Annotated in this window: 25 protein-coding genes; 15 read left to right on the top strand and 10 right to left on the bottom strand. The window is 71.6% G+C overall.

Annotated elements, in window-relative coordinates; all coding sequences use genetic code 11:
* Positions 1-16: 16 nt before the first annotated feature.
* The 5 genes from AB0I94_RS09660 to AB0I94_RS09640 are packed head-to-tail and all read left to right on the top strand — an operon-like array spanning position 17 to position 5,382.
* Positions 17-958 (top strand): phytanoyl-CoA dioxygenase family protein, encoded by a 942-nt coding sequence (locus AB0I94_RS09660; protein WP_363308916.1) that lies wholly within the window; start codon positions 17-19, stop codon positions 956-958.
* Positions 955-1,959 (top strand): NAD-dependent epimerase/dehydratase family protein, encoded by a 1,005-nt coding sequence (locus AB0I94_RS09655; protein WP_363308915.1) that lies wholly within the window; start codon positions 955-957, stop codon positions 1,957-1,959. Before AB0I94_RS09660 ends, AB0I94_RS09655 begins: the two co-directional genes overlap by 4 nt.
* 16 nt (positions 1,960-1,975) lie before the next feature.
* Complete coding sequence (locus tag AB0I94_RS09650) at positions 1,976-3,958, top strand: ATP-binding cassette domain-containing protein (protein ID WP_363308914.1); 1,983 nt, start codon at positions 1,976-1,978, stop codon at positions 3,956-3,958.
* Between the two features lie 45 nt (positions 3,959-4,003).
* On the top strand, positions 4,004-4,630 hold the full coding sequence (locus AB0I94_RS09645; RefSeq protein ID WP_363308913.1) for a hypothetical protein: 627 nt from the start codon (positions 4,004-4,006) through the stop codon (positions 4,628-4,630).
* The gene (locus tag AB0I94_RS09640) at positions 4,627-5,382 is read left to right on the top strand and encodes an alpha/beta fold hydrolase (protein WP_363308912.1); all 756 of its coding nucleotides are present in this window, start codon (positions 4,627-4,629) and stop codon (positions 5,380-5,382) included. The genes AB0I94_RS09645 and AB0I94_RS09640 overlap by 4 nt, the downstream gene beginning before the upstream one ends.
* Here AB0I94_RS09640 and AB0I94_RS09635 read toward each other — a convergent pair.
* A complete protein-coding gene (locus tag AB0I94_RS09635; protein WP_363308911.1) occupies positions 5,353-6,642 on the bottom strand; it encodes a histidine kinase in 1,290 nt (429 codons plus the stop codon). The genes AB0I94_RS09640 and AB0I94_RS09635 overlap by 30 nt on opposite strands.
* A gap of 158 nt (positions 6,643-6,800) precedes the next feature.
* On the opposite strand from AB0I94_RS09635, the gene AB0I94_RS09630 reads away from it, so the two are divergent.
* On the top strand, positions 6,801-7,010 hold the full coding sequence (locus tag AB0I94_RS09630; protein ID WP_363308910.1) for a hypothetical protein: 210 nt from the start codon (positions 6,801-6,803) through the stop codon (positions 7,008-7,010).
* Positions 7,011-7,034: 24 nt separating this feature from the next.
* Here the strand turns inward: AB0I94_RS09630 and AB0I94_RS09625 are convergent, their stop codons facing one another.
* From AB0I94_RS09625 to AB0I94_RS09615, 3 genes are all read right to left on the bottom strand, one after another.
* Positions 7,035-7,454: a ribonuclease gene (locus AB0I94_RS09625; RefSeq protein ID WP_363308909.1), complete on the bottom strand. Its 420-nt coding sequence runs from the start codon at positions 7,452-7,454 to the stop codon at positions 7,035-7,037.
* Between the two features lie 92 nt (positions 7,455-7,546).
* A complete protein-coding gene (locus AB0I94_RS09620) occupies positions 7,547-7,969 on the bottom strand; it encodes a hypothetical protein (protein ID WP_363308908.1) in 423 nt (140 codons plus the stop codon).
* A 32-nt stretch (positions 7,970-8,001) separates the two neighbouring features.
* Positions 8,002-8,916, bottom strand: a complete 915-nt coding sequence (locus tag AB0I94_RS09615) for a DMT family transporter (RefSeq protein WP_363308907.1) — start codon at positions 8,914-8,916, stop codon at positions 8,002-8,004.
* Between the two features lie 207 nt (positions 8,917-9,123).
* On the opposite strand from AB0I94_RS09615, the gene AB0I94_RS09610 reads away from it, so the two are divergent.
* On the top strand, positions 9,124-9,864 hold the full coding sequence (locus AB0I94_RS09610; RefSeq protein ID WP_363308906.1) for an SDR family oxidoreductase: 741 nt from the start codon (positions 9,124-9,126) through the stop codon (positions 9,862-9,864).
* A gap of 89 nt (positions 9,865-9,953) precedes the next feature.
* Here AB0I94_RS09610 and alc read toward each other — a convergent pair whose 3' ends face one another.
* Together alc and allB are read right to left on the bottom strand one after the other, a co-directional pair.
* Entirely contained in the window at positions 9,954-11,072 is a 1,119-nt protein-coding gene (gene alc / locus AB0I94_RS09605) for an allantoicase (protein WP_363308905.1), read from the bottom strand.
* A 4-nt stretch (positions 11,073-11,076) separates the two neighbouring features.
* On the bottom strand, positions 11,077-12,411 hold the full coding sequence (allB, locus tag AB0I94_RS09600) for an allantoinase AllB (protein ID WP_363308904.1): 1,335 nt from the start codon (positions 12,409-12,411) through the stop codon (positions 11,077-11,079).
* A gap of 373 nt (positions 12,412-12,784) precedes the next feature.
* On the opposite strand from allB, the gene AB0I94_RS09595 reads away from it, so the two are divergent.
* Both AB0I94_RS09595 and AB0I94_RS09590 read left to right on the top strand, forming a co-directional pair.
* On the top strand, positions 12,785-13,600 hold the full coding sequence (locus AB0I94_RS09595) for an IclR family transcriptional regulator (protein ID WP_363308903.1): 816 nt from the start codon (positions 12,785-12,787) through the stop codon (positions 13,598-13,600).
* A 537-nt stretch (positions 13,601-14,137) separates the two neighbouring features.
* Positions 14,138-16,009 (top strand): BTAD domain-containing putative transcriptional regulator, encoded by a 1,872-nt coding sequence (locus AB0I94_RS09590; protein WP_363308902.1) that lies wholly within the window; start codon positions 14,138-14,140, stop codon positions 16,007-16,009.
* Here AB0I94_RS09590 and AB0I94_RS09585 read toward each other — a convergent pair.
* Positions 15,969-16,730 (bottom strand): TetR/AcrR family transcriptional regulator, encoded by a 762-nt coding sequence (locus AB0I94_RS09585; protein WP_363308901.1) that lies wholly within the window; start codon positions 16,728-16,730, stop codon positions 15,969-15,971. The genes AB0I94_RS09590 and AB0I94_RS09585 overlap by 41 nt on opposite strands.
* A 110-nt stretch (positions 16,731-16,840) precedes the next feature.
* On the opposite strand from AB0I94_RS09585, the gene AB0I94_RS09580 reads away from it, so the two are divergent.
* The 6 genes from AB0I94_RS09580 to AB0I94_RS09555 all read left to right on the top strand — a co-directional run bounded on the left by AB0I94_RS09580 (position 16,841) and on the right by AB0I94_RS09555 (position 22,435).
* Positions 16,841-17,797, top strand: coding sequence for an ATP-binding cassette domain-containing protein (locus tag AB0I94_RS09580; protein ID WP_363308900.1), 957 nt, complete (start codon positions 16,841-16,843; stop codon positions 17,795-17,797).
* The gene (locus AB0I94_RS09575; RefSeq protein ID WP_363308899.1) at positions 17,794-18,549 is read left to right on the top strand and encodes an ABC transporter permease; all 756 of its coding nucleotides are present in this window, start codon (positions 17,794-17,796) and stop codon (positions 18,547-18,549) included. Before AB0I94_RS09580 ends, AB0I94_RS09575 begins: the two co-directional genes overlap by 4 nt.
* A 63-nt stretch (positions 18,550-18,612) precedes the next feature.
* Positions 18,613-19,215, top strand: a complete 603-nt coding sequence (locus tag AB0I94_RS09570) for a dTDP-4-dehydrorhamnose 3,5-epimerase family protein (protein WP_363309031.1) — start codon at positions 18,613-18,615, stop codon at positions 19,213-19,215.
* Entirely contained in the window at positions 19,212-20,258 is a 1,047-nt protein-coding gene (locus tag AB0I94_RS09565) for an NAD-dependent epimerase/dehydratase family protein (RefSeq protein WP_363308898.1), read from the top strand. The genes AB0I94_RS09570 and AB0I94_RS09565 overlap by 4 nt, the downstream gene beginning before the upstream one ends.
* Before the next feature lie 87 nt (positions 20,259-20,345).
* Positions 20,346-21,329 carry a dTDP-glucose 4,6-dehydratase gene (rfbB, locus tag AB0I94_RS09560; RefSeq protein WP_363308897.1) on the top strand — a complete coding sequence of 328 codons (984 nt, stop codon included), beginning with the start codon at positions 20,346-20,348 and terminating at the stop codon, positions 21,327-21,329.
* Complete coding sequence (locus AB0I94_RS09555; protein ID WP_363308896.1) at positions 21,326-22,435, top strand: DegT/DnrJ/EryC1/StrS family aminotransferase; 1,110 nt, start codon at positions 21,326-21,328, stop codon at positions 22,433-22,435. The genes rfbB and AB0I94_RS09555 overlap by 4 nt, the downstream gene beginning before the upstream one ends.
* A 3-nt stretch (positions 22,436-22,438) precedes the next feature.
* Here the strand turns inward: AB0I94_RS09555 and AB0I94_RS09550 are convergent, their stop codons facing one another.
* From AB0I94_RS09550 to AB0I94_RS09540, 3 genes are read right to left on the bottom strand one after another with little or no spacing between them, the layout of a single operon-like run.
* Positions 22,439-22,930, bottom strand: a complete 492-nt coding sequence (locus tag AB0I94_RS09550; protein ID WP_363308895.1) for an FdtA/QdtA family cupin domain-containing protein — start codon at positions 22,928-22,930, stop codon at positions 22,439-22,441.
* The gene (locus AB0I94_RS09545; protein WP_363308894.1) at positions 22,920-24,314 is read right to left on the bottom strand and encodes an NDP-hexose 2,3-dehydratase family protein; all 1,395 of its coding nucleotides are present in this window, start codon (positions 24,312-24,314) and stop codon (positions 22,920-22,922) included. The genes AB0I94_RS09550 and AB0I94_RS09545 overlap by 11 nt, the downstream gene beginning before the upstream one ends.
* Positions 24,311-24,862: a pyridoxamine 5'-phosphate oxidase family protein gene (locus tag AB0I94_RS09540; RefSeq protein ID WP_363308893.1), complete on the bottom strand. Its 552-nt coding sequence runs from the start codon at positions 24,860-24,862 to the stop codon at positions 24,311-24,313. Before AB0I94_RS09540 ends, AB0I94_RS09545 begins: the two co-directional genes overlap by 4 nt.
* Positions 24,863-24,868 lie beyond the last annotated feature (6 nt).

Here is a 24,868-nt window from a genome sequence, read left to right as displayed (position 1 = left end):
GAAGGAGGTTCCCGACATGACGCACGACCAGCAAGGGCCCGACACCCAGCAGTACCTGACGAAGGAACAGATCGACTTCTTCCACACGTTCGGCTATCTCGTCCTGCCGCAGCTCCTCGACGAGGACGAGATGACCCGGCTCGCCGACGAGGTCGAGCGGTGTCACGCCGACGCCTTCGGCTATCTTGCGGGCGCACGGCCCGAGGGCCAGGGCCTGCCCTCGTACCTGCTGCCGATGATGAGCACGGAACGCACCCCGCTGAGCCTCCAGCTCATGGAGGACAAGCGGTTCTACGGCGTCGCCAACGATCTGGTCGGCGCCCGCGCGCTGCCCACCTTCGCCGAGAGCATCCTGCTGTTCACGCAGACGCCGCTGCACCGCGACTGCATGCCGGGCATGCACGGTGTCACCTTCGCCGTCTACCTGGAGCCGCTCACCGCGGACACCGGCGCCCTGCGCTTTCTGCCCGGATCGCACCACGCCGACTTCTCCGCCGCCTCCGACGCGTGGAAGAAGACGTACGGCATCTGGGCGGACGAGTGGGGCGAGAAGGCCGTGCGCAAGCAGGTGTCGGAGCTGCCGCTCGACGTGGCGGAGACCCGGCGGGGCGATGTCATCGTCTTCGACTGGCAGGTGTGGCACGCCAGCATCAACGGCGTCGACCGCCTCCAGTGGTCGGTGAGTTACGCCGACGAACCGACGACCGAGGAGGAGGAGACGGCGTTCAGCCGCTTCTTCCACAGCGCGGGCTCGGTCGACCCGGACGCGGCCTACGACACGACGGCGTACCCCCGCTACGACGAGCGGTGGGTGGAGAAGGCCGTACGCGACCCGAAGATGGCCCCGGTCATCGCCAGGATGCGGGAGCTGTCCATGATCGGCAGCCCCGACGACGACGTGCACGGGGTCTCCGGCGGCCCGGTGTCCGGGGCGAGCGCCCCGCAGGCACCCGCGTGAGGCTCCTGGTGCTCGGCGGCACGGGGTTCCTCGGCCGCCACATCGTCGAGCGCGCCGTGCTCGGCGGCTGGCACGTCACCACGTTCAACCGGGGGCTGACCGGAGCCGACCACCCGGCGGCCGAGGCGCTGCGCGGCGACCGGGAAGCCGAGGGCGGCCTGACGGCGCTCGCGTCCGGCCGCTGGGACGCCGTGATCGACACCAGCGGCCACGTCCCCGCGTCGGTGGCCCGGTCGGCGCGGCTCCTCGCCGACCGGGCGGGCACCTGTCTGTACGTCTCGTCGCTCGCCGCGCTGCCCTGGCCCGCGAAGCCCGCCTCCGACGAACTGGCGCCCCGCGTATGCCCGTTGGACGCGGGTCTGGAGGACACGGGATACGGAACGCTGAAGGCGGGCTGCGAGCGGGCGGTCCGCGAGGCCTTCGGCGACCGGGCCCTGATCGTGCGCCCCGGCGTCATCACCGGACCGCGCGACGACGCGGGGCCGGTGCGCGGCTGGCTGCTGCGGGCCGCCCGCGGCGGCCGGTTCCTGCCGGGCGGCGCCCCCGGCGATCCGGTCCAGCTCCTCGACTGCCGGGACGTGGCGTCGTGGCTGCTCGCCTGTGCGCGGGAAGGCAGGGCCGGCAGCATCAACGCCGCGGGACCGGTGGGGCGTACGACGCGGGGCGGGCTCGTGGACGCCTGCGTCGCCGTCACCGGGGCGGGCGCCGAGCCGGTCTGGGCCGACGACCGGTTCCTGACCGCCGCCGGGGTGCGCCCCTGGCTCGACCTGCCGCTGTGGACGCCGCACGACACCCCGGGCTACGGCCACCTCTGGACGGTGGACGCCGCCGCCGCGTACGCCACGGGCCTTTCGTGCCGGCCGCTGTACGAGACGGTCGAGGACACCTGGGCCGAGCTGCGCGACGCCCCGGCGGGCGAGGCGGAGACCGGCCCCTTCCCCGCCGAGCGGGAGAGAGCGCTCATCGAGGACTGGCTCGGCCGACGCGCGTCAGCGCCGTAGAGAGGAAGGGAGAAGCATGCGGATCAGGCCGTCACGCCGCTCCGAGGGGAGCGGACGGAACGCCGGACAGCAGGACGCGCCGGACGCCGCCGCGCCCAGCACCCCCGAACTCGCCAAGGAACCCTGGGAGATGAACGAGGCGAACCTCTTCTCCGCGGGCTTCTGGGCCATGGCGAGCGGCCTGCCCACGCTGATCGGCCATGTCCTGCGGCTCGCCTGGCGGACCAGCCGGTTCGACACATCGGCGGCCATCGCTCTCAACGCCGTGTCGGGCGGCTTCCTCTCGCTCGGCCTCCTTGCCACCACCTCGGTGATGCAGTCCCTGTTCACCGGGGGACCCACGCCGGACCGGGTGCGCGACGCGCTTCCCTCGCTGCTGCTCGTGGCGCTCGCCCTCGCGCTGCGGTCCGGGTTCCAGGCGGCGGCCGCGTGGGCTCAGGCGCGCCTCATCCCCCGTATCGAGCGGGCCGTCGAGCTGCGGCTCATCGAACTGACCACGCAGGTGGACCTGGCGTCGTACGACGACGCGCGGTTCCACGACAGCCTGCAGCGGGCCCGCGAGCGCGGGACGGCGAACGCGCCCGTCACCGCCCGCGCCACCCTTGAGGTGTTCAGCAATCTGGTGGGGCTCGCCGCGGTGGCCGTGACGCTGGGCGTGCTGCACCCGGTGCTGCTCCCGCTGCTGCTCGTCACGGCCGCGCCCGACTGGTGGGCGGCGGTGCGCTCGGCCCGGATGCGCTATCGCGCCCTGTGGGACCTGATCGCGAGCCGCCGCCGCAAATGGATCATGTTCGAGCTGATGACGGACCGCAGGTCGGCCGCGGACGTGCGGTCCTTCACGATGCGGGGCTTCCTGCTGCGGCAGTACGACCGGGTGGCCACGGTCGAGCGTGACGTGCAGATCGACCTGGCGCGCAAGGAGACCGGGGTGCGTCTGGCCGGGGACGCCATGAGCGGGGTCGCCACCGCGGCAACGTATGTGGCGCTCGGCCTGCTGCTCGGCGCCGGGGCGATCCCGCTCGAGGTCGCGGGCGCCGCGGTGCTCGCCATCCGCAGCGGCAAGGAGTCCCTGCACCTGCTGGTGCAGGAGATGAACAGGCTTTACACCGAAGGCCTCTACTTCTGCGACTACCTCGACTTCTGCACCGAGGCCGAGCGCGTCCTCACCCTGACGGAGAAGCGCGCCGCGCCCTCGTCGTTCGAGCGGATCACCGTACGGGACGTGACGTTCAGCTATCCCGGGGCCTCGCCCCCCGCCCTCTCGCATACGTCGATCGAGATCGCCAGGGGTGAAGTCATCGCCCTCGTCGGGGAGAACGGCTCCGGCAAGACCACGCTGGCCAAGATGCTCGCGGGCCTGTACACACCGGACAGCGGGGCCGTGCTCTGGGACGACACGTCACTCGCCGACGCCGACCGCTCCCAACTGTGGGAGCACATCGCGGTCGTGGCGCAGAACCCCACCAACTGGCCGCTCACGGCGCGCGAGAACATCTCGATGGGCGACGGCGGCGAGGAGTCGCGGATGCGCGGCGCGGCGGCCGAGTCGGGCGCCGACCAGTTCATCGACCGGCTGCCGCAGGCCTACGACACGCTCCTGGACAAGCGGTTCGAGAACGGCCGTGAGCTCTCCGGCGGGCAGTGGCAGCGGCTGGCCGCCGCGCGCGGCTTCTACCGCGACGCGCGGCTGCTGATCTGTGACGAGCCGAGCGCGGCTCTCGACGCGCGGGCCGAGCACGACCTCTTCCGGGCGATCGGCGGTCACGCCGAGGACCGCACCGTCGTCCTGATCACCCACCGCCTCGCCAACGTGCGGTACGCGGACCGCATCTACGTACTCGCCGACGGCCGGGTCACCGCGAGCGGCACGCACGAGGAACTGATGGCGGCCGAGGGTCTGTACTCGGATCTCTACAACCTCCAGGCCGAGGCCTACCGCACGGACCAGCCCAGCGGCCACCCGCTCGCACTGCCGCGCTCCACCAGCCCCGCCCGTTAGCCACGTCGTCCAGCCACCGTCTAGCCACAGGAGACCGATCCCGTCATGACAAGGCCGACAAGCCCGGCCGCCCTGGTGCCCTGGGTCGCCCTCTGGGAGGGCGAGTCCCGGCTGGAACCGGTGCGCGTCGATCCGGTCAGCGGTGCCGTCCACTACGAGCGTGAGGAGCCGGAGGACCGTGACGAGCACGGCGTCCTGTGGATGCGCCACCTCGGGCCACGCGGCGAGGGCCGCCCGCTCTTCTCCCAGACGCACGCCCGCCGCCAGCGGGAGTGCATGCGCCGCATGCTCTGCCAGGTCTGCGGGGAGCCGATCGCCCCGCGGGACGACTGCCTGCCGTGGCTGCTGCCCGCGGGTGAGTACGGCAGCCGCCGCAAACGCCTGCACACCACCGGGACGCCCCCGACCTGCCGCTCCTGCTGGGCGCTCGCCGCCGAGCACTGCCCGCATCTGCGGGAGGAGGGCGCCACGGCCCTGGAGGTTGGGCACGTCGCACCGTGGGGCGTGGCCGGGCTCCACCATCCGCCCGGCGGCGGCGAGGCGCGGTGGACCGGGTGCGGTTACGAGGGCACGGCACCGGCGGCCCTCGCCGGGATGCTGGCCGAGACACAACTGGTCGTCCTGAGCGACCTGCGGGAAGTCCCGCTGACCGGAGAAGGCGGTGTGCTGTGAGCAAGGGACCGGCAAACGACTGGATACGGCGCTTCAAGCCGGCGGAGCAGGCACCGTGCCGGCTGATCTGCTTCCCGCACGCGGGAGGTTCGGCCAGCTACTTCTACGGCCTCACGCAGCGCCTGGCCCCGGCCGTCGACGTCCTGTCGGTGCAGTACCCCGGCCGCCAGGACCGCAGCGCGGAGCCGTCCCTGGAGAGCGTCACCGACCTCGCCGACCTCGCGTACGGGGCGCTGAAGCCGTGGACCGACAAGCCGTTGGCGCTCTTCGGCCACAGCATGGGCGCGGTCGTGGCCTTCGAGGTGGCGCTGCGGCTCGCGGCCGACGGCACCGTCCCGCTGCGGCTCTTCCCTTCGGGACGCCGGGCCCCCTCGCGCTTCCGGGAGGAGAACGTGCACCTGCGGGACGACGACGCTCTGCTGCGGGAGGTGGCGAGCCTCGCGGGCACCGACAGCGCGCTCCTGGCCGACCCGGACGTGCGCCGGATGATCCTGCCGTCGCTGCGCGCCGACTACCGCGCCATCGAGACCTACCGGCACACCGGCGGCAAGCGCCTCGACTGTCCGGTGCTCGCGCTGGCCGGCGCGGACGACCCCAAGGCGCCGCTCGACGACGTACGGGCCTGGGGCGGGCACACCACCCAGGGGTTCGAGCTGAGGGTCTTCTCCGGGGGCCACTTCTATCTCAACGACGAGACGGCGGCCGTGGCCGCCCTGCTGCGTTCAGAGCTCGCCGCCGCGACCGGAGGGTGAGTCCCACGGCAGCCAGGCGTCGACGCGGAACCCGCCGTCCTTCGCGGGCCCGTGCTCGATGCGGCCGCCCGCCAGCGTGGCCCGTTCCGTGAGGCCGATCAGTCCCTGGCCGGAACCGGGGACGTTCGGCACCTCGCCGGGCGGCGGCGGGTTGCGTACCGACAGGGTGAGGCCTTCGCCCGGGGCGCCGGACACCGAGACGGTCACCTCGGCTCCCGGGGCGTGCTTGCGGGCGTTGGTCAGGCCCTCCTGGGCGATGCGGTAGGCGGTGCGGCCCACGGCGGCGGGCACGGCGGCCGGGGTGGTGACGCGGTGGTCGAGTGCGACCTTCATGCCCGCGTCGCGTACCTCGGCGACCAGGGTCTCCAGGGCGGTGAGGGTGGGCTGCGGCCGGCCGGACGCCTCGCCGTCGCTGCCGCCGCGCAGGACGCCGATCACCTCGCGCAGGTCCTGCAGGGCTTCGTGCGCGCTCTCCCGGATGACACCGGCGGCGCGGACGATCTCCTGGCGGGGGGCGTCCGGGCGGAACTCCAGGGCGCCGGCGTGCACGCTGAGCAGGGTGAGCCGGTGGGCCAGCACGTCGTGCATCTCGCGGGCGATGGACTCGCGGGCCAGGCGCTGGGCCTGTTCGGCGCGGAGGGTGGCCTCGTTCTCGGCGCGGATCGCGCGGTCGCGCAGGCTCAGCAGGAGCTGGCGGCGCGAGCGGACGAACATGCCCCAGCCGATGACGGAGGCGTTGATCAGCATGCCGATGAGGACGGCGGCCAACCAGGGCAGTTCGGCGTCGGGCCGCAGCCAGTAGATGAACGGCATCAGGCAGATGGAGACCCCGCCGATCCAGCCGACGTACCGGAAGGGCCGGTGCACGGCGAGGCTGAACAGCGCCACGGCGCCCGCACCGGCCGCGGTGTCCGAGGCCAGGCTGACCACGACCAGGGCGGCGGCGAGGCCGACCGGCCAGCGTCTGCGCAGCCAGACGGCGGCGCAGGCCAGGGCGCCGATCAACTGGTCGGCCTCGGCCGCACCGTGCGAGACGTTCGGGTTGCTGCTGACCGCGTCCGCGCCCACCATGCCGATGACGACGGCCGCGGCGAAGCAGGCGAAGTCGACCAGCCAGTCCCGCGCGGTCCGCCGGGGCCCGCGCTTGCCCTTGTGCGCCGTCTGGTCCGGGTCGAACTCGGCGGCGACGGCCGAGGGCAGCGCCCATGGACGTCTCGCCATGGAGGCCGAGGGGTCCGACGGAGGCTGTTTGCCGCTCATGGTCGACAAATCTACGCACCGCCGGTGACATGCGGCGCCCCCCGGACGGGATCGTCTACCAAAGTCGCGTACGCGCAGACTTTGGGAGGGTGCCGGGGGAAGAAGCCTCGCCCCGTGGCCGATGTGCGTGGGGGGTCCACGGGGCGAGGCTCTTCGGCATGAAGCGGGTACTTGAGGTCTTCGGCGTCCTTCTCCTGATCCAGGGCATGGTCGCCCTGGTGCACGAGCTGACCGGCCGGCTGCGCGGCTGGGGGCTCGTGCGGCGGATCGGGTTCCTCGACGGATACGAGATCTACGCGGGCGTCACGCTGATCGTGCTGGCGCTCGCGCTGTTCGCGGTCGCGGAGAGCCAAAAGGCCCGTCGGTGAGTACCGCGCCGGGTCAGGGCGTGCTCAGCAGGCGTAGTCGACCAGGTCGAAGGACTCGTAGTGGTCGGCGGTGTAGTAGTCCTCCCGGTTCTCCTCACCGGTCACGACGCGGCGGGCGCCGCGATCCGGTGAGCCCGGGGTGACCACGGTGTACTCGTGGTAGTAGCCGGAGCCCTGGGAGGGCAGGATGCCTTCCCTGTTCTGGAAGACGGTGCCGTCCTGCGGATACGGGTAGGGGCCGCCCGCCTCGATCAGGTCCAGGGTGTCGTGCGCCTGGGCGGGCAGCGCGGAGTAGCAGATGTCGCCGACGGCGGTGAGGGAGTACGCCGTCGACACGGGGGCGTGGTGGTCCCAGGCCGCGCTCGCGGAGGCGGCGACGGGGCCGCCGACGAGCAGGGCGGCGGCGAGGGCTGTGACGCTCACGATTCGTGGGGGGATTCGCATGCGACCAGTGTGACGCGCGTAGAGGTTGGCGTGTCAACGTCAAGTACGGTGAATTTTCCGGGAGTTAACCGAGCGCCTCCGGTTCGCCGCCCTCACTTCTTCCTGGAAGCGTCCTTCGCGGTGGCGACAGCGGAGGCAGCGGAGGCAGCGGCGATGCGGTGCTCCGCCATGTACTCACGCATCCGCAGACTGGTGGACCCGCTGCTGTAAAGCACCGCGCCCACCACGGAGAGCGGCACCGAGAGCCCCAGCCAGCCCAGCATCTCGGGCCACCGGCGCTGGGCGCGGCACTCCTCCCGCGTGGAGTCGTGCCACGTCGGCGCGTCCCCCTCGTAGAAGAGCACCGACTGGCACTCGCGGCTGCTGGAGGAGCCGTCGTCCCCGTCGCTGAACGGCACCGTCAACTGCCACGCGAGGACGGCCCAGATGACACTCGCGGCGAAGAACAGCACCCCGCCCCAGATACGGCGCCTCTGCGCACCCGCGGCGAATTCCTGCTCGACGTACGCGTTCATGGGCTCCCCTGTGTGATCGGCCCCGGAAGGTATCACCGCACCCCGCGGCCCCAACTGGTGCCCACCAGAACCAGCACACCCCCCACCAGACCCACCGCACCCAGCCGCTCCCCGCCCAGCGCGATCCCCACGGCGGCCGCCCACAACGGTTCCGTGCCGAGCAGCAGGCTCACCCGCGACGGAGACGTCCTGCGCACCGCCCACATCTGCACGAAGAAGGCGAAGAACGTGCAGAACACGGAGAGGAAGAGCAGCCCGGCCCACTCACGCGCACCGAAGTCCGCCGCCACGGCCCAGGGCGAGGCACCGGTTCCCGCGGCGGCGAGCACCGCGAACACGCCCACTGCGGTGCCCAGTTGGACGGTGGTGAGGGAGAGTGAGGCCGAGTCGTCGGCGTCCCGGAGGGCCTTGATCCGGGACATCGCCATGACGTGCACCGTGCGCGCGAGCGCCGCGAGGAAGATCAGGCCGTCACCCACCGAGGGCCGCGTGAAGCCGCCGCCCTGGGTCAGCAGGACCACGCCGAGCAGAGAGAGCGAGGCCGCCGCGAGGAAGGCGCGCGGCGGCCTCTTCCGTGTCACCACCGCCTCGGCGAGCGGCGTGAAGATCATGGTGAGGCTGATGATGAGGCCCGCGTTGGTCGCCGAGGTGTGGACGACGCCGTACGTCTCCAGGAGGAAGATCCCGCTCAGGACGAGGCCGAGCGCTGCCGCACCGCGCCACTGCGGCGCCGTCAGGGCGCGCAGACCGCGCCATCCGGCCACCACGAGCGCGGGCAGCACGACGGCGAACCGCAGGACGAGCACGGCGACGACCGTGTGCGTCGTCGTGATGCCCTTCGCCGCCAGATAGCTGGCGCCCCAGACCACGGCCACGAGCAGGACGGGCAGATCGGTGAGCCAGGCACGGCGCGCTGCGGGCGCGGCGGGAGCGGCGAGCGTCGACACGGGGCGCGGTCTCCAACGGATGCGGCGGTGTGGAGACTTCGGCGGCTCTCACGTGGGTCGATCACCGTATCCGGCGGAGATCACGCCGGGAAGGCCGTGTCCATTTCCCGCCAGCCTCGCGGCGCGCCGCCCGCTTTCATTGAACCCGCAAGCACTTCTCACGCATAGCGCAACCACCTTCTCCATCTACGCAAATGAGGCTTCGACATGTCTTCTCTGACCGGCAAGACCGCTCTCGTCACCGGCGGCAGCCGCGGCATGGGCGCGGCGATCGCGCTGCGGTTCGCGCAGGAGGGTGCCGATGTGGCGATCACGTACGTCAACGGCGAGGCCGCCGCTCGTGACGTCGTCACCAAGATCGAGGCGGCGGGGCAGCGCGGCTTCGCCATCCGGGCCGACGCGGCCGACCCCGGGGACGCCGCGGGCGCGGTGGAGCGCGCGGCGGACGATCTGGGCCGCCTGGACATCCTGGTGAACAACGCGGGCATCGGAGTCCTCGGCCCCATCGGGGACCTGACGCTCTCCGACATCGACCGGGTGCTCGCCGTCAACGTACGTTCGGTCTTCCTGGCCTCGCAGGCGGCGGCCGGGCGGCTGGCCGACGGGGGCCGGATCATCTCCACCGGGTCGGGGCTCGCACGGTTCGCGGGCGGTCCGGGCGCGACGCTGTACGCGCTGAGCAAGGCGGCGCTCGTCGGCATGACCAAGCCGCTGGCCCGTGAGCTCGCCGGGCGCCGGATCACCGTGAACGTCGTACACCCGGGCTCGATCGACACGGACATGAACCCGGCGGACGGCCCGTTCGCCGAGCCGCAGAAGGCGGCGACGGCGCTGGCCCGCTTCGGCTCCGCCGACGAGGTGGCGTCGCTCGTCGCCTATCTGGCCGGGGACGACGCCGCGTTCATCACCGGCACGGAGCTGGTCGTGGACGGCGGCTACGGCGCCTGAGACCCGCGCGCGGGCATGGTGAGGGGGCGCACCGGGGCTGTCCACCCGGTGCGCCCCACGTCTCTCAGGGGAGCTTCAGCGGGCGCGGATCAGCCGCCGAGCTCCTGGTGACGCGCCGCCAGGCGGCTCGCGCCCGCCTCGGTGAGCGAACCGAAGAGGTGCAGCCGTGAGATGCCGCCGTCCGGGAAGATGTCGACGCGCACATGGGTGCCGACGACCGGAGCGTCCAGGACGAAGCGGTGGTTGGTGTCGGGCTGCAGGCGGGTGCGGGGCAGCGCCTCGACCCATTCGCCTTCCTCGCCGCCGTCCCGTACGGAGAGCGACGCCCAGCCGGCCGAGTTGCCCTTGAGGTACGCCGTGTCGATCTCGACGGAGCGGATCTCGGACTGGGCCACCAGCTGGTAGCGGATCCAGTCGTTGCCGTTGTCGCGGCGGCGGCGCGTCTCCCAGCCGTCGTCCATCTTGCGGGAGCGGCCCGGCTGGATGGTGTTGGTGGCCGGGGAATAGAAGCGGTCGGACGCGTCCTCGACCTGGCCGCCGTTCTCCAGGGCGACGACGTCGAACGTGCCGAGCGCCGCGAGCCACTTGGGGTCGGCGACGACCTCCCCGTAGACACGGAGACGGGCGATGCCTCCGTCCGGGTGCTGGTTGACGCGCAGGTGCGTGAAGCGCTGCTCGACGTCGACGGCGAAGCCGTTGGCCGCGTGGCCGCCGACCGCCGTGCGGGGTACGAGGGTCGTCCACTTCACGTCGTCCGCGAGGAGCTCCTCGGGGGTCGGCGAACCGTCGACGCTCGTGCCCTCCACGGACACGGCCTGCGGGTAGTTGCCGCGGAAGTGCGCGGTGTCGATGACGAGGCCGCGTACGACGCCGGGGGCGCCGAGGCGCACGAGCGCCCAGTCGTGGTCGTCGGCGGTGGGCCACGGCTGCTCGCCGGAGACACCACGGCGGCGGCGGGTCTCCCAGCCGTCCATGACCTTGCCCTTGTGCCCGAAGTGCTCGGGGTCGAAGACGGCGGGGTGCGCGAGGAGCAGGTTCTCGCGCATGGCGAAGAACTCGTCGTTGGCGGCGATCACACCGGCGCCCAGCTGCCGGTCGGCGAGGTTGGCGTACTGCGTGAAGGGGAAGTCAGCGGTGCGGTAGTCCGCGTAGGGGTCGCCGCCGCCGTAGGGGCTGGCGTCGCCGGTGAAGGTAGGTATCGCCGTCACTGTTTCAGTTGTTCCTTTCCAGAAGTCGGCCTGCGGGTTCGCTGAACTCGCCGCCGTGCAAGATGCGTTCGCCGCGCAGCCAGGTGGACTTCACGACGCCGCTGAGGGTCTTGCCCGCGTACGCCGTGACTCGGTTCCGGTGCTGCAGCTGAGCGGGGTCCACGGTGAAGGTCTCGTCGGGCGCGAGGACCGCGAAGTCGGCGTCGCGGCCGGCCTCGATGGCGCCCTTCTGGTCGAGTCCGACCAGTTCGGAGGTGCGCGTCGACATCCAGCGCACCACGTCCTCGAGGCTGTGGCCGCGCTTGCGTGCCTCGGTCCAGATCGCGGGGAGGCTGAGCTGGAGCCCGGAGATGCCGCCCCAGGCGGTCGCGAAGTCGTCGGTCTTGAGGTCGGCGGTGGACGGCGAGTGGTCCGTCACGATGCAGTCGATGGTGCCGTCGGCGAGCGCGTCCCAGAGCAGGTCCTGGTTGGCGGCCTCGCGGATGGGCGGGCAGCACTTGAACTCGCTCGCGCCGTCCGGGACTTCCTCCGCGGTGAGCGTGAGGTAGTGCGGGCAGGTCTCGACGGTGAGCCTGACGCCCTCGCGCTTGGCGGCGGCGATCAGGGGCAGCGCGTCGGACGACGACAGGTGCAGTACGTGCACGCGGGCGCCGAGCCGCTTGGCGAGCCCGATGAGGCCCTCGATCGCGACGTCCTCGGAGACGCGCGGCCGGGTCTGAAGATAGTCCGTGTACTTGGGGCCGCTCTTGTGCGGGGCCGCGTCCAGCTCGTGCGGGTCCTCGGCGTGCACGATGAGCAGACCGCCGAAGCCGGCGATCTCCGCCATGGAGGTGGCGAGGCGGTCCTGGTCCAGGTGCGGGAACTCGTCCACACCCGACGGCGAGAGGAAGCACTTGAAGCCGTAGACACCGGCGTCGTGCAGGGGCTTGAGGTCGCCGACGTTGTCCGGCAGTGCGCCGCCCCAGAAGCCGACGTCGATGTGCGCCTTGGTGCGGGCGACGTCCTGCTTCGTGCGCAGGTTGTCGACGGTGGTGGTCGGCGGCAGGGAGTTGAGCGGCATGTCGACGAGGGTGGTGATGCCCCCGGCGGCCGCGGCACGGGTGGCGGTCCAGAAGCCCTCCCACTCCGTGCGGCCCGGGTCGTTCACGTGGACGTGCGTGTCGACGATTCCGGGCAGCAGGACGTCGTCACCGAAATCCTCGACCCTGGCCCCCGCCGGTACGTCGGCGTCGTACGCCAGCACGGCCGCGATCTTCCCCCCGGAGACCGTGACCGAGGCGGCGCGGGTTCCCTGCGGGGTGATCACGCGGGTCGAGCGCAGCACCAGTTCTACGTCCACGTCCTCAACGCCCTCTCTTCGGTTCGTTCTTTTCCGCTACACAGACCATTCGTTTCCGCTAAACGGAATTCAACGTTCTGTTGAATGAGTCTTCACGGCCGACCCGGAACCGTCAAGGGGTCACCTGGAGCACTCTGGACGTTTCCACAAAGTGGAATTAGAATTCCGCAGACCAGAACGTAGCTACGCACAACCGGGCCGTCAAACGATCACGAGGCGTGACGACGGAGAAGCGGACAAAGGCTCCCCGACCGGTCCCCGAGCGGCCCTGAGCGGCCTTGACCGGCGCTGACGCCAGGGGCCGCGAAAGGACCCCGAGAGGAACCGCCCGGTAGGCTGCTGCCTTGCCCGTCAGCCCCGAAAGGACTGCGCCGTGCCGACGTCAAGCGCCAGCGACGCCTTTACCGAAGTCGCCGCCTCCAAGCCGCCCGCTGCCAGCGGTGGTGTCCAGTCCCTCGAGCGCGCCTTCGACCTCCTCGAACGGATGGCGGACGCCGGCGGCGAGGTCGGCCTGAGCGAGCTCTCCGCCAGCAGCGGCCTCCCGCTGCCCACGATCCACCGCCTGATGCGCACCCTGGTCGCCTGCGGATACGTACGCCAGCAGCCCAACCGCCGCTATTCGCTGGGCCCGCGCCTGATCCGCCTCGGCGAATCGGCCTCGCGCCTCCTCGGCACCTGGGCGCGCCCCTACCTCGCGCGCCTGGTCGAGGAGACCGGCGAGACGGCGAACATGGCGCTGCTCGACGGCGACGAGATCGTGTACGTCGCCCAGGTGCCGTCCAAGCACTCCATGCGGATGTTCACCGAGGTGGGCCGCCGGGTCCTGCCCCACTCCACGGGCGTGGGCAAGGCCCTCCTGGCCCACACCCCACCGGAGGAGGTGCGCGCGCTCCTCGCCCGCACCGGGATGCCCGCCGCCACGGAGAAGACGATCACCACGCCGGAGGGCTTCCTCGACGCGCTCGAAGTGGTCCGCGGCGCGGGCTACGCGGTCGATGACAACGAACAGGAGATCGGGGTGCGCTGCCTGGCGGTGTCGGTCCCCAACTCCCCCACCGCGGCCGCCATCTCGATCTCCGGTCCGGCGGGCCGCGTGACCGAGGCCGCGGTGGAGAAGATCGTGCCGGTGCTGCAGGAGGTGGCGGTGGAACTGTCCGCCGCGCTGGCCAGTTCGGGGCCCGCGGCCTAGGAGAGACCAAAGCGTCGCCCGCGAGGCCCGGCGCGGGCGGCGCGGCGCAGCTACCGAGACCAGAACCGGACCTTGGCCGCCTCCCGTCCGGCCCGCTCATGAGTGAGCGCGCTCTGTAACGCCTCGACGCCCCGGGTGAGCACTCCCCGAGCGGACGTCCGAGCAGCGCCGTGCGCCCCATCGTGGCCCGGCCCGCAGTAATTTCCGGTAAGCCGAAGCACATTATTTCGAAGATCCCGGTAATCCGGGCAGGTGTGATCTCACCCCGGCGTTCCGCATTATCAGCGGGGTGTCGCAGTTGATGATTTTTTACTTCTTGTTGAATCAATGAAGAATTGTGCTTTACTTTCACACGGGCGCCACCGGACAAGGGTTCGAAGGCTCCGGACGCCCAACTCCCTTATGAGTAAGGGAGGTTGAGCGGGTTCCGCTTGCGGCTCCCGGGTGCTCGGTCAGGGCGGCCGGTGCGGCACGACCACCGCGCGCGGCACCTCGAGAATGCGGCGAAAGTGAATTAAGCACGGGGGAGATATCACGATGTTGAAGATCAAGTTACTCGGACCCCTTCAGGTGCTCGACGGCGAACGGCTGGCCACCCCGTCCGCCCCCAAGGTCCGCCAAGTACTCACGCTGCTCGCGGTGCGGAACAACAGCACAGTGCCGCAACGGCAGCTCATCGAGGAGGTGTGGGGCGAGTCCCCGCCCCCCAGCGCCACCACCACGCTGCAGACGTACATCCACCATCTGCGCAAGCTCCCGGGACTCGGCTCCGGAGGGAGTACGAGCTCCGGCGGCGAGACACCCGCGCTGCTCACCGTCCCGGGCGGCTACCACATGGCGATGCCGCACGGGCGCGTGGACGTCCAGGAGTTCGAGGAGCTGGCCTCCGTCGGGCGGCACGCCATGGAGGAGGGCGAGGTCCCCGAGGCCGCGGACGCCCTGCACCGCGCGCTGGCCCTGACCCGCGGCCCGGTCTTCAGCGACGTCGTCTGCGGTCCGGTGCTCAGCGTCAACGCGGCCCACCTGGAGGAGCGGAGGTACGAGGTCCTGGAGGAGCGGATCGACGCCGACCTGCTGCTCGGCCGGAACCACAAGCTCGTCAGCGAGCTGTCCGGCCTCGCCGCCGACAACCCCACGCGCGAGGGCCTGCACGGCAAGCTGATGATCGCGCTGTGCCGTGCCGGGCGGCGCCCCGAGGCGCTGGACGTCTTCCGCAGGCTGCGTCGTGTCCTCGCCGACGAGCTGGGCGTGGAGCCGGGTCAGGAACTGCAGGCCCTGCACCGCCAACTCCTCGACGGAGACCCGGCCTTGAGCCAGGTGGGCTCGCGCGGCCACCTGGTGCGGCATCTGGCGCCGCGCTCCTCGGCCGCGACGGCCACGCTGCCCGCGCCCGGCGAGCTGATCGGCCGCGACCGGGACAGCGCGCTGATCTCGGGCATGCTGACGGAGGGCAGCCCGCTGGAGGCACCGCGCCGGGTCGCGGTCGCGGGCCCTCCCGGCTCCGGTGTGACCAGCCTCGGTCTGCACGTCGCGCACAGCGTCGCCGGGGCGTATCCGAACGGCTGTTTCTACGCCTCCTTCGGCGACCCCGCTGCCCCCCGCCCGCTCCGCGAGGTCCTCGGCAACCTCTTCGACAGCGCGGGCTTCCGCCCCGCCGCCGTGCCCGACGGCGCCTCGGAGCGCGTCCGGCTGCTCCGGTCCTGGACCAGGGAGCGGCGGGTGCTGCTCGTCCTTGACGACGTGGAGAGCGCCGAGCAGGTGGCCGATCTGCTTCCGACGGACTGTGGTTCGGCGCTGCTCATCCTGGCCCACCGGCGACTGCGCGGCCTGTCGTTCGCGCAGCGGATGGACGTGGAGCCGCTGGACGCCCGGTCCTCGCTGGAACTGGTGCGCTACGCCCTGGGCCAGCGTGGCCTCGCCGACCCGGCCGATCTGCGCGAACTGCTCGTACTCACGGGCGGATTGCCGGGCCCCATGCTGGCCGCCGTCGACCTCCTCACGCTGCGCCCGCACTGGTCCGTGCGGCAGCTCACCGGCTGGACCGAGCAGCGCCTCACGCGTGAGTCGGATCCACCGCGGCACCAGCCGCTGCACAGCGTCCTGCGCCGGGTCGCGGGCCTCGAGGAGGGAGCCCGCACCGCGCTCGTCCGGCTGGCCGCGCTGCCGGAGAAGGTCATCACCGTGGAGATGCTGCGCCCCCTCCTCGGCCTGCACGCGGACGACACGGTGGAGCTGCTCGAAGGCCTGGTCGAGTGCTTCATGCTCGACGCGGAACCCGCGATCAGCGGCACCACCTCCTGGTTCTTTCAGTACTGGATGCCCCGTCCGGTGCGCAGTGCGATGCGCTCGCTGCCCGAAGACCATCTGCTCAAGTTCCCTTCGCGCGACTGGTCTCCACGAACCGGCTGACCCCGTCGAGGACCCGCTGCAGGCCGAACTGGAAGTCGGTGCGCTGCTCCGTGGGGCCCAGCGCCTCCCACATCGCGGTGAGCGCCGGATAGCGCTCGAAGTCGACGAACTCCTCCAGGAGTGGGTCGTACCGCTCCCACCACTGCGCGGCGCTGAGGCCCGTGCGCCGCTCCAGGTGGGCCACGCCGGTCAGTGAGGTGGCCGCGCCGTGCACGTAGTCGTCGACGAGGTTGATGACGGCGAGCTGGTCCTCGAAGGACAAGCCGAGCCCGCCGACGGTGCTGAGCCGGGCTTCGAGGCCGGCCAGCACGTTGGGGCCCAGCGGCGGGCGCCCCAAGCTGACCTCGAGGACCCAGGGGTGACGGTGGTAGATCTGCCAGCTCGTCCTCGCGTGCCGCTCCAGGCCGGCCCGCCAGTCCTCCCCCGGCGGGCCGGGCGCGGCGGACGGCTCGGCGACCCGGTCCACCATGAGGTCGACCAGCTCGTCCTTGCTCGGCACATAGGAGTAGAGGGACATGGCGGTGACGCCGAACGACTCGGCGACCCGCCGCATCGTCAGAGACTCCAGGCCGTGCTCGTCGGCGAGTTCCACCGCCCGGCTCACCACAAGCTGCACGCTCAGCCCGCGTTTCGGGCCCCGCCTGGGCCGCGGCTCGGCCCCCCAGAGCAGTTCGAGCGTCCGCCGGGCGTCCGCGCTGCCCCCTGTGTGCTGTGCGGTCATCCTTCTCCTCCGATGCGGCGGTCCGGCTCCTCGATACGGCGACCCGGTGAAAACACTATACGTGCTAAGGTGTTTAAAACTCGATACAACGTAAGCAGTTTGGAGGCGCAATGATCACCGCCAGCGGACTGAGTCGCACCTTCAAGGTCAAGGACGGCGCGGTACACGCCGTCCGGAGCCTCGATCTCGAGGTGGCGGAAGGGGAGTTCGTCGCGTTCCTCGGCCCCAACGGCGCCGGGAAGAGCACGTCGTTACGGATGCTGACCACGCTCCTGCCGCCCACCTCCGGCCGGGCGAGTGTCGTCGGCCGCGACATCCGCACCGACGCCGTGGAGATCCGCAAGAACATCGGTTACATCGGCCAGGGCAACGGCTCCGGCAACGAGATCCGGGTCGTGGACGAGCTCACCTCGCACGCCCGGTACTACGGCATGAACCGCCGTACCGCCCGCGCCCGCGCGCACGAACTGATCGAGGCCATGGGCCTCAAGGGCATGGAGAAGCGGGTCGCGGAGCGCCTGTCCGGCGGCCAGCGGCGCCGCGTGGACATCGCGCTCGGCCTGATGCACTCGCCCCGGCTGCTGTTCCTGGACGAACCGTCCTCCGGCCTCGACCCTCACAACCGCGCCATGGTGTGGGAGCACATCCGCGGGCTGCACCGCGACGGCATGACGATGTTCCTCACCACTCACTATCTGGACGAGGCCGATCAGCTCGCCGACCGCGTCATCGTCGTCGACCAGGGGCGCGTCATCGCCGACGACACCCCCGAGCGGCTGAAGGCCGACCAGGCGGGCGACCTCATCACCTTCACCACCCACGACGACGCCGACGCCGTGCTCGTCGCGCACCACGCCGAGCGCGTCACGACCCGCGAGCGCGTCACCGTCGACGGCAACCGCGTCCGTGTCCGGGTCGCGCACGGCGACGAGCTGATCCCGGGTTTCCTGCGCCACCTCGACGCGCTGGAGATCAAGGTGCGCGGCGTCACCCTCGACCAGCCCACCCTCGACGACGTGTTCCTGTCCATCACCGGCCGCAGCCTGGAGGAGGCGGACGCCCGATGAAGGTCCTCAACGACTCGCTCGCCACGTTCGAGCGCGAGATCCAGCCGGTGCTGCGCGAGCCCGTCGCGCTCGCCTTCGCCATGCTCCAACCACTGCTGTTCCTCGTGCTGTTCGGGCCGCTCCTCGACACCATGCCGGGGATGGAGGGCTCGGCCTGGGACTGGTTCGTACCCGGTGTCATCGTGATGCTCGCGCTCTTCGGCACCTCGCCCTCCGGCGCCAACCTGCTCTCCGAGATCCACACCGGCAGCTATGAACGCACCCTCGTCTCCCCGGCGGGACGCAGTGCCCTCCTGATCGGGCGGACCGCCAAGGAAGCCGCCATCCTGCTCGGGCAGGCCGTGCTGATCACCCTGGCCGCGCTGCTGTTCATCGACGTCGACTTCGACCTGCTCGGCATCCTCGCCGGACTCGTCCTGCTGATGCTGTTCGGGATCGGCGTGGGCGCGCTGTCCAACGCTCTCGCACTCGCGGTCAACCGCCGCGACTACCTGTTCATCGTCGTCCAGCAGACCCTGTTGTTCCCGCTCCTGCTGCTCTCCGGGATGCTGCTGCCGATGGAGCGCGGCCCCGACTGGCTCAAGCTGCTCGCCGACATCAACCCCGTCACGTACATCGTGGACGCCGAACGCGCTCTGTTCGTAGGGGACTTCGCCAGTTCATCGGTGGGCTGGGGCCTTCTCTCCGGCATCGGCATCGCCGCCGTCGGCCTCGCCCTCGGCATGCGCGGCATGCGGCGCGCCGGCGTCTGACGAGGGGACACACTCATGGCTCGAGCCCGGACCCATCAGACCGGCACGGTCAGTACGCCGACGATGCGGGCACGCCCGCTCGCGGTCGACGGTGCCTTCGAGTTCACGCCCCGCTCGTTCCCCGATGAGCGTGGCCGGTTCCTCTCCCCCTTCCAGGAACCGGCGTTCGCCGAGGCGACCGGACATCGCGGTTTCCCGGTCGCCCAGACCAATCACAGCCACTCCCGCCAAGGGGTGCTGCGCGGCGTCCACTTCACCGCCACGCCGCCCGGCCAGGCCAAGTACGTCTACTGCCCGTACGGCAGGTCGCTCGACATCGTCGTCGACCTGCGCACCGGCTCCCCGACGTTCGGCCGCTGCGACACCGTGCTCCTGGAGCCCCGGTACTTCCGTGCCGTCTACCTCCCGGTCGGTGTGGGGCACGCCTTCGTCGCCCTGGCCGAACACACGCTGATGACGTACCTCGTCACCAGCAGCTACGCCCCCGATCTCGAACTCGCCCTCGACCCCATGGACCCCGAGTTGGCGCTGCCGCTGCCCGAGGGACCCGAGCTGCTCATGTCCGAGCGCGACCGTGCCGCCCCCACCCTCGCCGAGGCCCATGACCAGGGCATCCTGCCGCGCTACGCCGACTGCCTGGCCCTCGCCGAGGAGTTGCACGCATGACCGGCCGCGGCACGGCGGACAGCGGCACGGTGGGCTCCGGACCGCGCACCGTCGTCGTGCTCGGCGCCTCCGGGTTTCTGGGCTCCGCGGTCACCGAGGTGCTCGCCCGGCGGCCGGTACGGCTGCGCGCCGTCGGCCGGCACGCCGAGCCGCGCGGGCCGGGGCGCGGCGCGGCGCGGTTCGAGGCCCGCAGCGCCGACCTGTCCGCGCCCGGGGAGCTGGCCGGTCTTGTCGCGGACGCCGACGTGGTGGTCCACCTCGTCGCGCACACCGACGGCGGCTGGCGCAGCGCCGAGCGGGCCGAGTCGGCGGCCGCGGCGGAGCGCGTCAACGTCGGCCTCGCCGAGGACCTCGTCGCCGTGTTCGGGAGGGAGCGCCGCCCGGGGCCGCCGCCCGTGGTGCTGTTCGCCGGGACGACGAGCCAGAGCGGCCCCACGTACGGAAGACCCGTCGACGGCACGGAGCGGGACCGTCCACTGAGCGCGTACTGCGCCCAGAAGCTGCGCGCCGAGCAGGTGCTCAAGCAAGCCACGAGGGACGGCCTGGTGCGGGCCGTCTCGCTGCGGCTTCCCACCCTCTACGGTCTGGCGCTCAGACCCGGCAGTGAGCGCGGTGTCGTGGCCGCCATGACCCGGCGCGCGCTCGCCCGGCAGCCCCTGACGCTGTGGAACGACGGCACCGTGCACCGGGACCTGCTGCACGTGAAGGACGCCGCGGCCGCGTTCGCCGCCGCCCTCGACCACGCCGACGCGCTCGCGGGCCGGCACTGGCCGGTGGGCACCGGTGAGAGCGTCGCGCTCGCCGAACTGTTCACGCTGATCTCGTGGACCGTCGCCGAGCACACCGGCGAGCACTCGGTGCCCGTACGCACCGAGGCGCCGCCGGACGGGGCGGTGGGCGCCGACCAGGAGAGCGTGCGGGTCGACCCGTCGGCTTTCCACGACATGACCGGCTGGCGGCACGCGATGCGCCCGCGTCCGGGCGTCCGACGCACCGTCGAAGCCCTCGTCGCGCGGGAGGCCCCCACCTCAAGCCTCCCTTGAGCCGCGCTGACCCGCCCTCAAGCCGCCGTGAAGGCCGTGACCCGACGATGGTCGGGACCAACAGGACCGAACGGCGAAAGGTAACCCATGAGGGTGCTCGTCACGGGGGGCGCGGGGTTCATCGGCTCCTGCTTCGTGCGCACCGTCCTGAAGGACGGCGGGCCGGACACCGGCCCCGACGGGGCCGGGGCGACGGGCGACTCCGTCACCGTCCTCGACAAACTCACCTACGCGGGCAGGCGTGCCAACCTGCCCGCGCACCACCCGCGGCTCGACTTCCACCACGGCGACATCCGCGACCGTGCCCTGCTGCGCGAGCTGCTCCCCGGCTGTGACGCCGTCGTGCACTTCGCAGCCGAGTCGCACGTGGACCGCTCGCTGCACAGAGCGGACGCGTTCACCGAGACCAATGTGCTCGGTTCCCAGGTGCTCTTCGACGCCTGCCTGGAGGCGGGGGTGGAACGGATCGTGCACGTCTCCACGGACGAGGTGTACGGCTCCGTCACGGCCGGCGCCTCCAAGGAGGACGACCCGCTGCTGCCCAACTCGCCCTACGCGGCCTCCAAGGCGGCCTCCGACCTGGTGGCCCGCGCCTACCACCGCTCGCACGGACTTCCGGTCATGGTGACCCGCTGCGCCAACAACTACGGCCCCCGGCAGGACCCCGAGAAGGTCATCCCGCACTTCGTGACCAGGCTGCTCGACGGGCAGGACGTCCCGCTCTACGGCGACGGCTCCCACGTACGCCAGTGGCTGCACGTCAGCGACCACTGCCGGGCGCTGCGCCTGGTCCTGGAGAAGGGCGAGCCCGGCGAGATCTACAACATCGGCGGCGGCACCGCGCTCACCAACCGGGAACTGACCCTCCGGCTGCTGCGGCTGTGCGGGGCCGATACCGGCCGGATCCGGCACGTCACGGACCGCAAGGCCCACGACCTGCGCTATGCGGTCGACGACTCCAAGCTCGCCGCCCTGGGCCACCGGCCCCTGGTGCCCTTCGACGAAGGGCTCGCGCGCACCGTCGATTGGTACCGCACCCATCGAGATCATCAAGAAGGGAACGTCGCTTGACTACCAACGTATGGAGCTACCTCCCCGAGTTCGAGCAGGAGCGGGACGACATCCTGGACGCGGTGCAGACCGTCTTCAGCTCCGGCACGCTCATCCTCGGCGAGAGCGTGCGCGGCTTCGAGGAGGAGTTCGCGGCTTACCACGAACTGCCGCACTGCGTCGGCGTGGACAATGGCACCAACGCCGTCAATCTGGGGCTGCAGGCCCTCGGCGTGGGCCGAGGCGACGAGGTGATCACCGTCTCCAACACGGCGGCGCCCACCGTCGTCGCGATCGCCTCCACCGGCGCCACCCCCGTCTTCGTGGACATCCGCGAGGACGACTACCTGATGGACACCGAGCAGGTCGAGGCGGCCGTCACCCCGCGCACCAAGGTGCTGCTGCCCGTCCACCTCTACGGCCAGTGCGTGGACATGGCGCCGCTGGAGCGGCTGGCCGAGCGGCACGGGCTGACGATCCTGGAGGACTGCGCGCAGGCGCACGGCGCCACGCACCACGGCCGCCGTTCGGGCGCGATGGGCCACGCGGCGGCGTTCTCCTTCTACCCGACCAAGGTGCTGGGCGCGTACGGGGACGGCGGGGCCGTCGTCACCTCCGACGCCGAGGTGCACGCCGACCTGCTGCGGCTGCGCTACTACGGCATGCGGGACCGCTACTACGTGGTGCAGACGCCCGGCCACAACGCCCGCCTCGACGAGGTGCAGGCCGAGATCCTGCGCCGCAAGCTGCGCCGCCTGGACGACTACGTGCGCGCTCGCGGCCGGGTCGCCGACCGCTACGCCGAGGCGCTGGCGGGGACGGGCCTCGTACTGCCCGCGACGGCCGACGGCAACACCCACGTCCATTACGTGTACGTGGTGCGGCACCCGCGCAGGGACGCCGTCATCGAGGCGATGCGGGCCCACGACGTCAACCTGAACATCAGCTATCCCTGGCCGGTGCACACGATGAGCGGTTTCGCGTACCTGGGCTACGCACGCGGCTCGCTGCCGGTCACCGAGCGGCTCGCGGGCGAGATCTTCTCGCTGCCGATGTACCCCTCGCTCCCGGAGGCCGAGCAGGACGCCGTGATCGAGGCGCTGCACAAAGTGCTGCGCGACGTGTGAGTGTCAGGTCCGTGCGCCCCGGACGAACTCCTCAAACTCCGTGTAGTCGTAGAGGTAGTCGTCCGGGTCGTACGGCGCCGAGGCGAGCACCAGGCAGATCGCGTCGGCCGAGAAATCGGTGAACTCCGTCCACAGGTGCGGCTCGATGTGCAGGGCCCGCCCCGGCCGGTCCAGGGGCACCCGGGCCCGCGACGTGCCGTCGTCCACGGTCACCACGAAGGAGCCGGAGACGGCGACGATGAACTCGTTCAACTCCCGGTGCGCGTGCAGCCCCCTGGCCACGTGCGACGGCACCCCGTGGACGTAGAAGACCCGCTCGACCCGGAAGCCGAGCTGCCGGCCGCCCTCGATCACCGTGAGGGAGCCGCGCGGATCGGTGTGTTCGGGCAGGTCGACGAGCCGGCAGCCGCGCACCTCGGACAGGGGCGCCAGCGGGGACCGCGCCTGGGGCGTGTCCGGCTTCAGCGGCGTGTCCGGTGTGTGATCAGCGGCCATGGAACCCTCCCGGGTGTACAGACGGTGCGGACAACAGGCTGTGCAGGCACGCGATCAGGCTGCGGGCCTGGACGTTGACGTAGTGGCTGTGCTGGAGCAGGGCGGCGAGCTGGTGCGGCGTCACCCAGCGGAACAGGTCCTGGTGGTCACCTGCCAGGGCCTGAGGGTCCCGGTCGGTGGCGACCACCAGATAGCGGTTCCTGGCGTGGTAGAAGCGTCCGCCCTCCTCGGAGAGCGTGGCGTCGAACAGGATCCGGGCCCGCGGTGCCGCGAGGATCTCCGCGAGCAGCGGCGGCCGGGCGGACGGCGGCAGGTGCGCGTAATTGCCGGGCGTGCACTGGACGGTGGGGCCCAGCTCGGCCACGTCGGCGTATCCGGGCTCGCGGTGCACCCGCGTCAGCACGTGCGGGGTGCCGTCGAACCAGCGCAGCAGGAAGGCGATCACACCGCCCTCGCGCGGACGTAGCATGGGCTGCTGCCAGCTCGTGACCTCGCGGTGTGCCGACTCCGCGTGCACACCGATCACATCGAAGTAGCGCTCGTGCTCGTGCGCGACGCGCTCCGGTGTCCGGACCCAGCCGGTGACCGCCCGCAGCGGCACGCGCCGGACCCGCAGCGGTTCCTCGCAGCGGTGCGCGGTGAGCCAGCTCAGCAGTTCGCCCTCGCTGTGCCGGGGCGTGCCGGGTGCGCCGGGCGGCGGCAGATGGGACAGGACGCTCCGCGCGTCCATGTTGACGTAGTCCCCGGCGGCCAGCAGCCGGTGCAGTTCGGTGCGGGTCGTCCAACGGAACCCGTCGGCGAGTGCGACGTCCTCCGTCACCTCGACGATCATGTTCCGGTTGCGTTTGCGCAGGAACCAGGCGCCCTGTTCCGACTGCCGCACATCGGCGAGGACGCGGTGCCGCCGGGGGTCCTGGAAGTAGCTGAGGTACGGCACCGACCGGCCGCGGTGCACCCGGGTGTAGTTGCTGCGGGTGGCCTGCACCGTGGGGGAGAGCTGATGCTCGTTGTGGTTGCCCGGCTCGGCCTTGGCCTGCACCAGGAAGTGCCGTACGCCGCCGATCTCTTTGGCGAGCAGGCCGAGTACGCCCACCTCGGGCTGGTCGATGATCGGCTGACTCCAGCCCGTGCCGGGGCCGGTGCCGCGCGCGTCGGCGTCCTGCCGCTGGACCCTCAGCCCGGCGACGGTGAAGAAGCGGCCGCTGCGGTGCCGGATGTCACCGGTCTCCGGGTCCGTCTCCCAGCCTTCGAGCTCGTCCAGCGGCATACGGCGCACCCGCATCGCGGAACGGCGGCCGACGTCGCGCAGCCAGGCGACGGACGGTTCGGCCGCACCCGCGTCGGTCTCGCCCGCCGCCGCCTCGCTCACCTCGGTCTCGTTCACCGGGCGCCCGCCCCGGCAAGCGCGGACAGTGGCATCTCCACCCTGCGGTCGATCTTGTCCTCGGCCCAGGTCCGCAGGTCGATCAGCCACCACCGGTCGACGGTGACGCGGTAGAGCCGGTGCACGCCGGGCGGCCCGAACGCGTCCAGGGGCAGCGCCCACTCGGCGCGCACCTCAGGGTCGGGGAAGACCGCCTCGAAGAAGCGGCGGTGCGCCTCCTGGAGTCCGTCGTCCGGCACCTCGGCGCAGACGCCGGTGAATTGGGCGCCCTCGACGGGTGCGATGGCGACGTCGGTGGTCGTACCGGTGACGAACAGGGAGCCTGCCACCTGGGCGTTCGAGGCGATGTCGGCGCCGTGCCGGGTCTGGTGGGACGAGCAGAACAGGAGCCGCAGCGGGTCCGGCTGCCACTCGTAGTGCAGCGCGGCGGACCACGGTTCGCCCTGGGGCGAGGACGTGGCCAGCGTCAGATAGCGGGTGGCGCCCAGCAGGCGCAGGGTGCGCGCGGCCAGCTCCTCGGATGCTGCTCCGGGTTCGACGGAGGTCAAGAGGAC

This window comes from Streptomyces sp. NPDC050147, from assembly GCF_040660195.1.
GTDB lineage: Bacteria > Actinomycetota > Actinomycetes > Streptomycetales > Streptomycetaceae > Streptomyces.
The sequence above is the reverse complement of the archived record's forward strand: the minus strand, read 5'-3'. Positions and strand labels throughout refer to the sequence as shown.

Bases quoted from the DNA above. Each gene is read 5' to 3' on its own strand.
- AB0I94_RS09660 (WP_363308916.1), top strand. From the start codon at position 17: ATGACGCACGACCAGCAAGGGCCCGACACCCAGCAGTACCTGACGAAG.
- AB0I94_RS09650 (WP_363308914.1), top strand. From the start codon at position 1,976: ATGCGGATCAGGCCGTCACGCCGCTCCGAGGGGAGCGGACGGAACGCC.
- AB0I94_RS09645 (WP_363308913.1), top strand. From the start codon at position 4,004: ATGACAAGGCCGACAAGCCCGGCCGCCCTGGTGCCCTGGGTCGCCCTC.
- AB0I94_RS09635 (WP_363308911.1), bottom strand. From the start codon at position 6,642: ATGAGCGGCAAACAGCCTCCGTCGGACCCCTCGGCCTCCATGGCGAGA.
- AB0I94_RS09630 (WP_363308910.1), top strand. From the start codon at position 6,801: ATGAAGCGGGTACTTGAGGTCTTCGGCGTCCTTCTCCTGATCCAGGGC.
- AB0I94_RS09625 (WP_363308909.1), bottom strand. From the start codon at position 7,454: ATGCGAATCCCCCCACGAATCGTGAGCGTCACAGCCCTCGCCGCCGCC.
- AB0I94_RS09620 (WP_363308908.1), bottom strand. From the start codon at position 7,969: ATGAACGCGTACGTCGAGCAGGAATTCGCCGCGGGTGCGCAGAGGCGC.
- AB0I94_RS09610 (WP_363308906.1), top strand. From the start codon at position 9,124: ATGTCTTCTCTGACCGGCAAGACCGCTCTCGTCACCGGCGGCAGCCGC.
- AB0I94_RS09590 (WP_363308902.1), top strand. From the start codon at position 14,138: ATGTTGAAGATCAAGTTACTCGGACCCCTTCAGGTGCTCGACGGCGAA.
- AB0I94_RS09585 (WP_363308901.1), bottom strand. From the start codon at position 16,730: ATGACCGCACAGCACACAGGGGGCAGCGCGGACGCCCGGCGGACGCTC.
- AB0I94_RS09580 (WP_363308900.1), top strand. From the start codon at position 16,841: ATGATCACCGCCAGCGGACTGAGTCGCACCTTCAAGGTCAAGGACGGC.
- AB0I94_RS09575 (WP_363308899.1), top strand. From the start codon at position 17,794: ATGAAGGTCCTCAACGACTCGCTCGCCACGTTCGAGCGCGAGATCCAG.
- AB0I94_RS09570 (WP_363309031.1), top strand. From the start codon at position 18,613: ATGCGGGCACGCCCGCTCGCGGTCGACGGTGCCTTCGAGTTCACGCCC.
- AB0I94_RS09565 (WP_363308898.1), top strand. From the start codon at position 19,212: ATGACCGGCCGCGGCACGGCGGACAGCGGCACGGTGGGCTCCGGACCG.
- rfbB (WP_363308897.1), top strand. From the start codon at position 20,346: ATGAGGGTGCTCGTCACGGGGGGCGCGGGGTTCATCGGCTCCTGCTTC.
- AB0I94_RS09550 (WP_363308895.1), bottom strand. From the start codon at position 22,930: ATGGCCGCTGATCACACACCGGACACGCCGCTGAAGCCGGACACGCCC.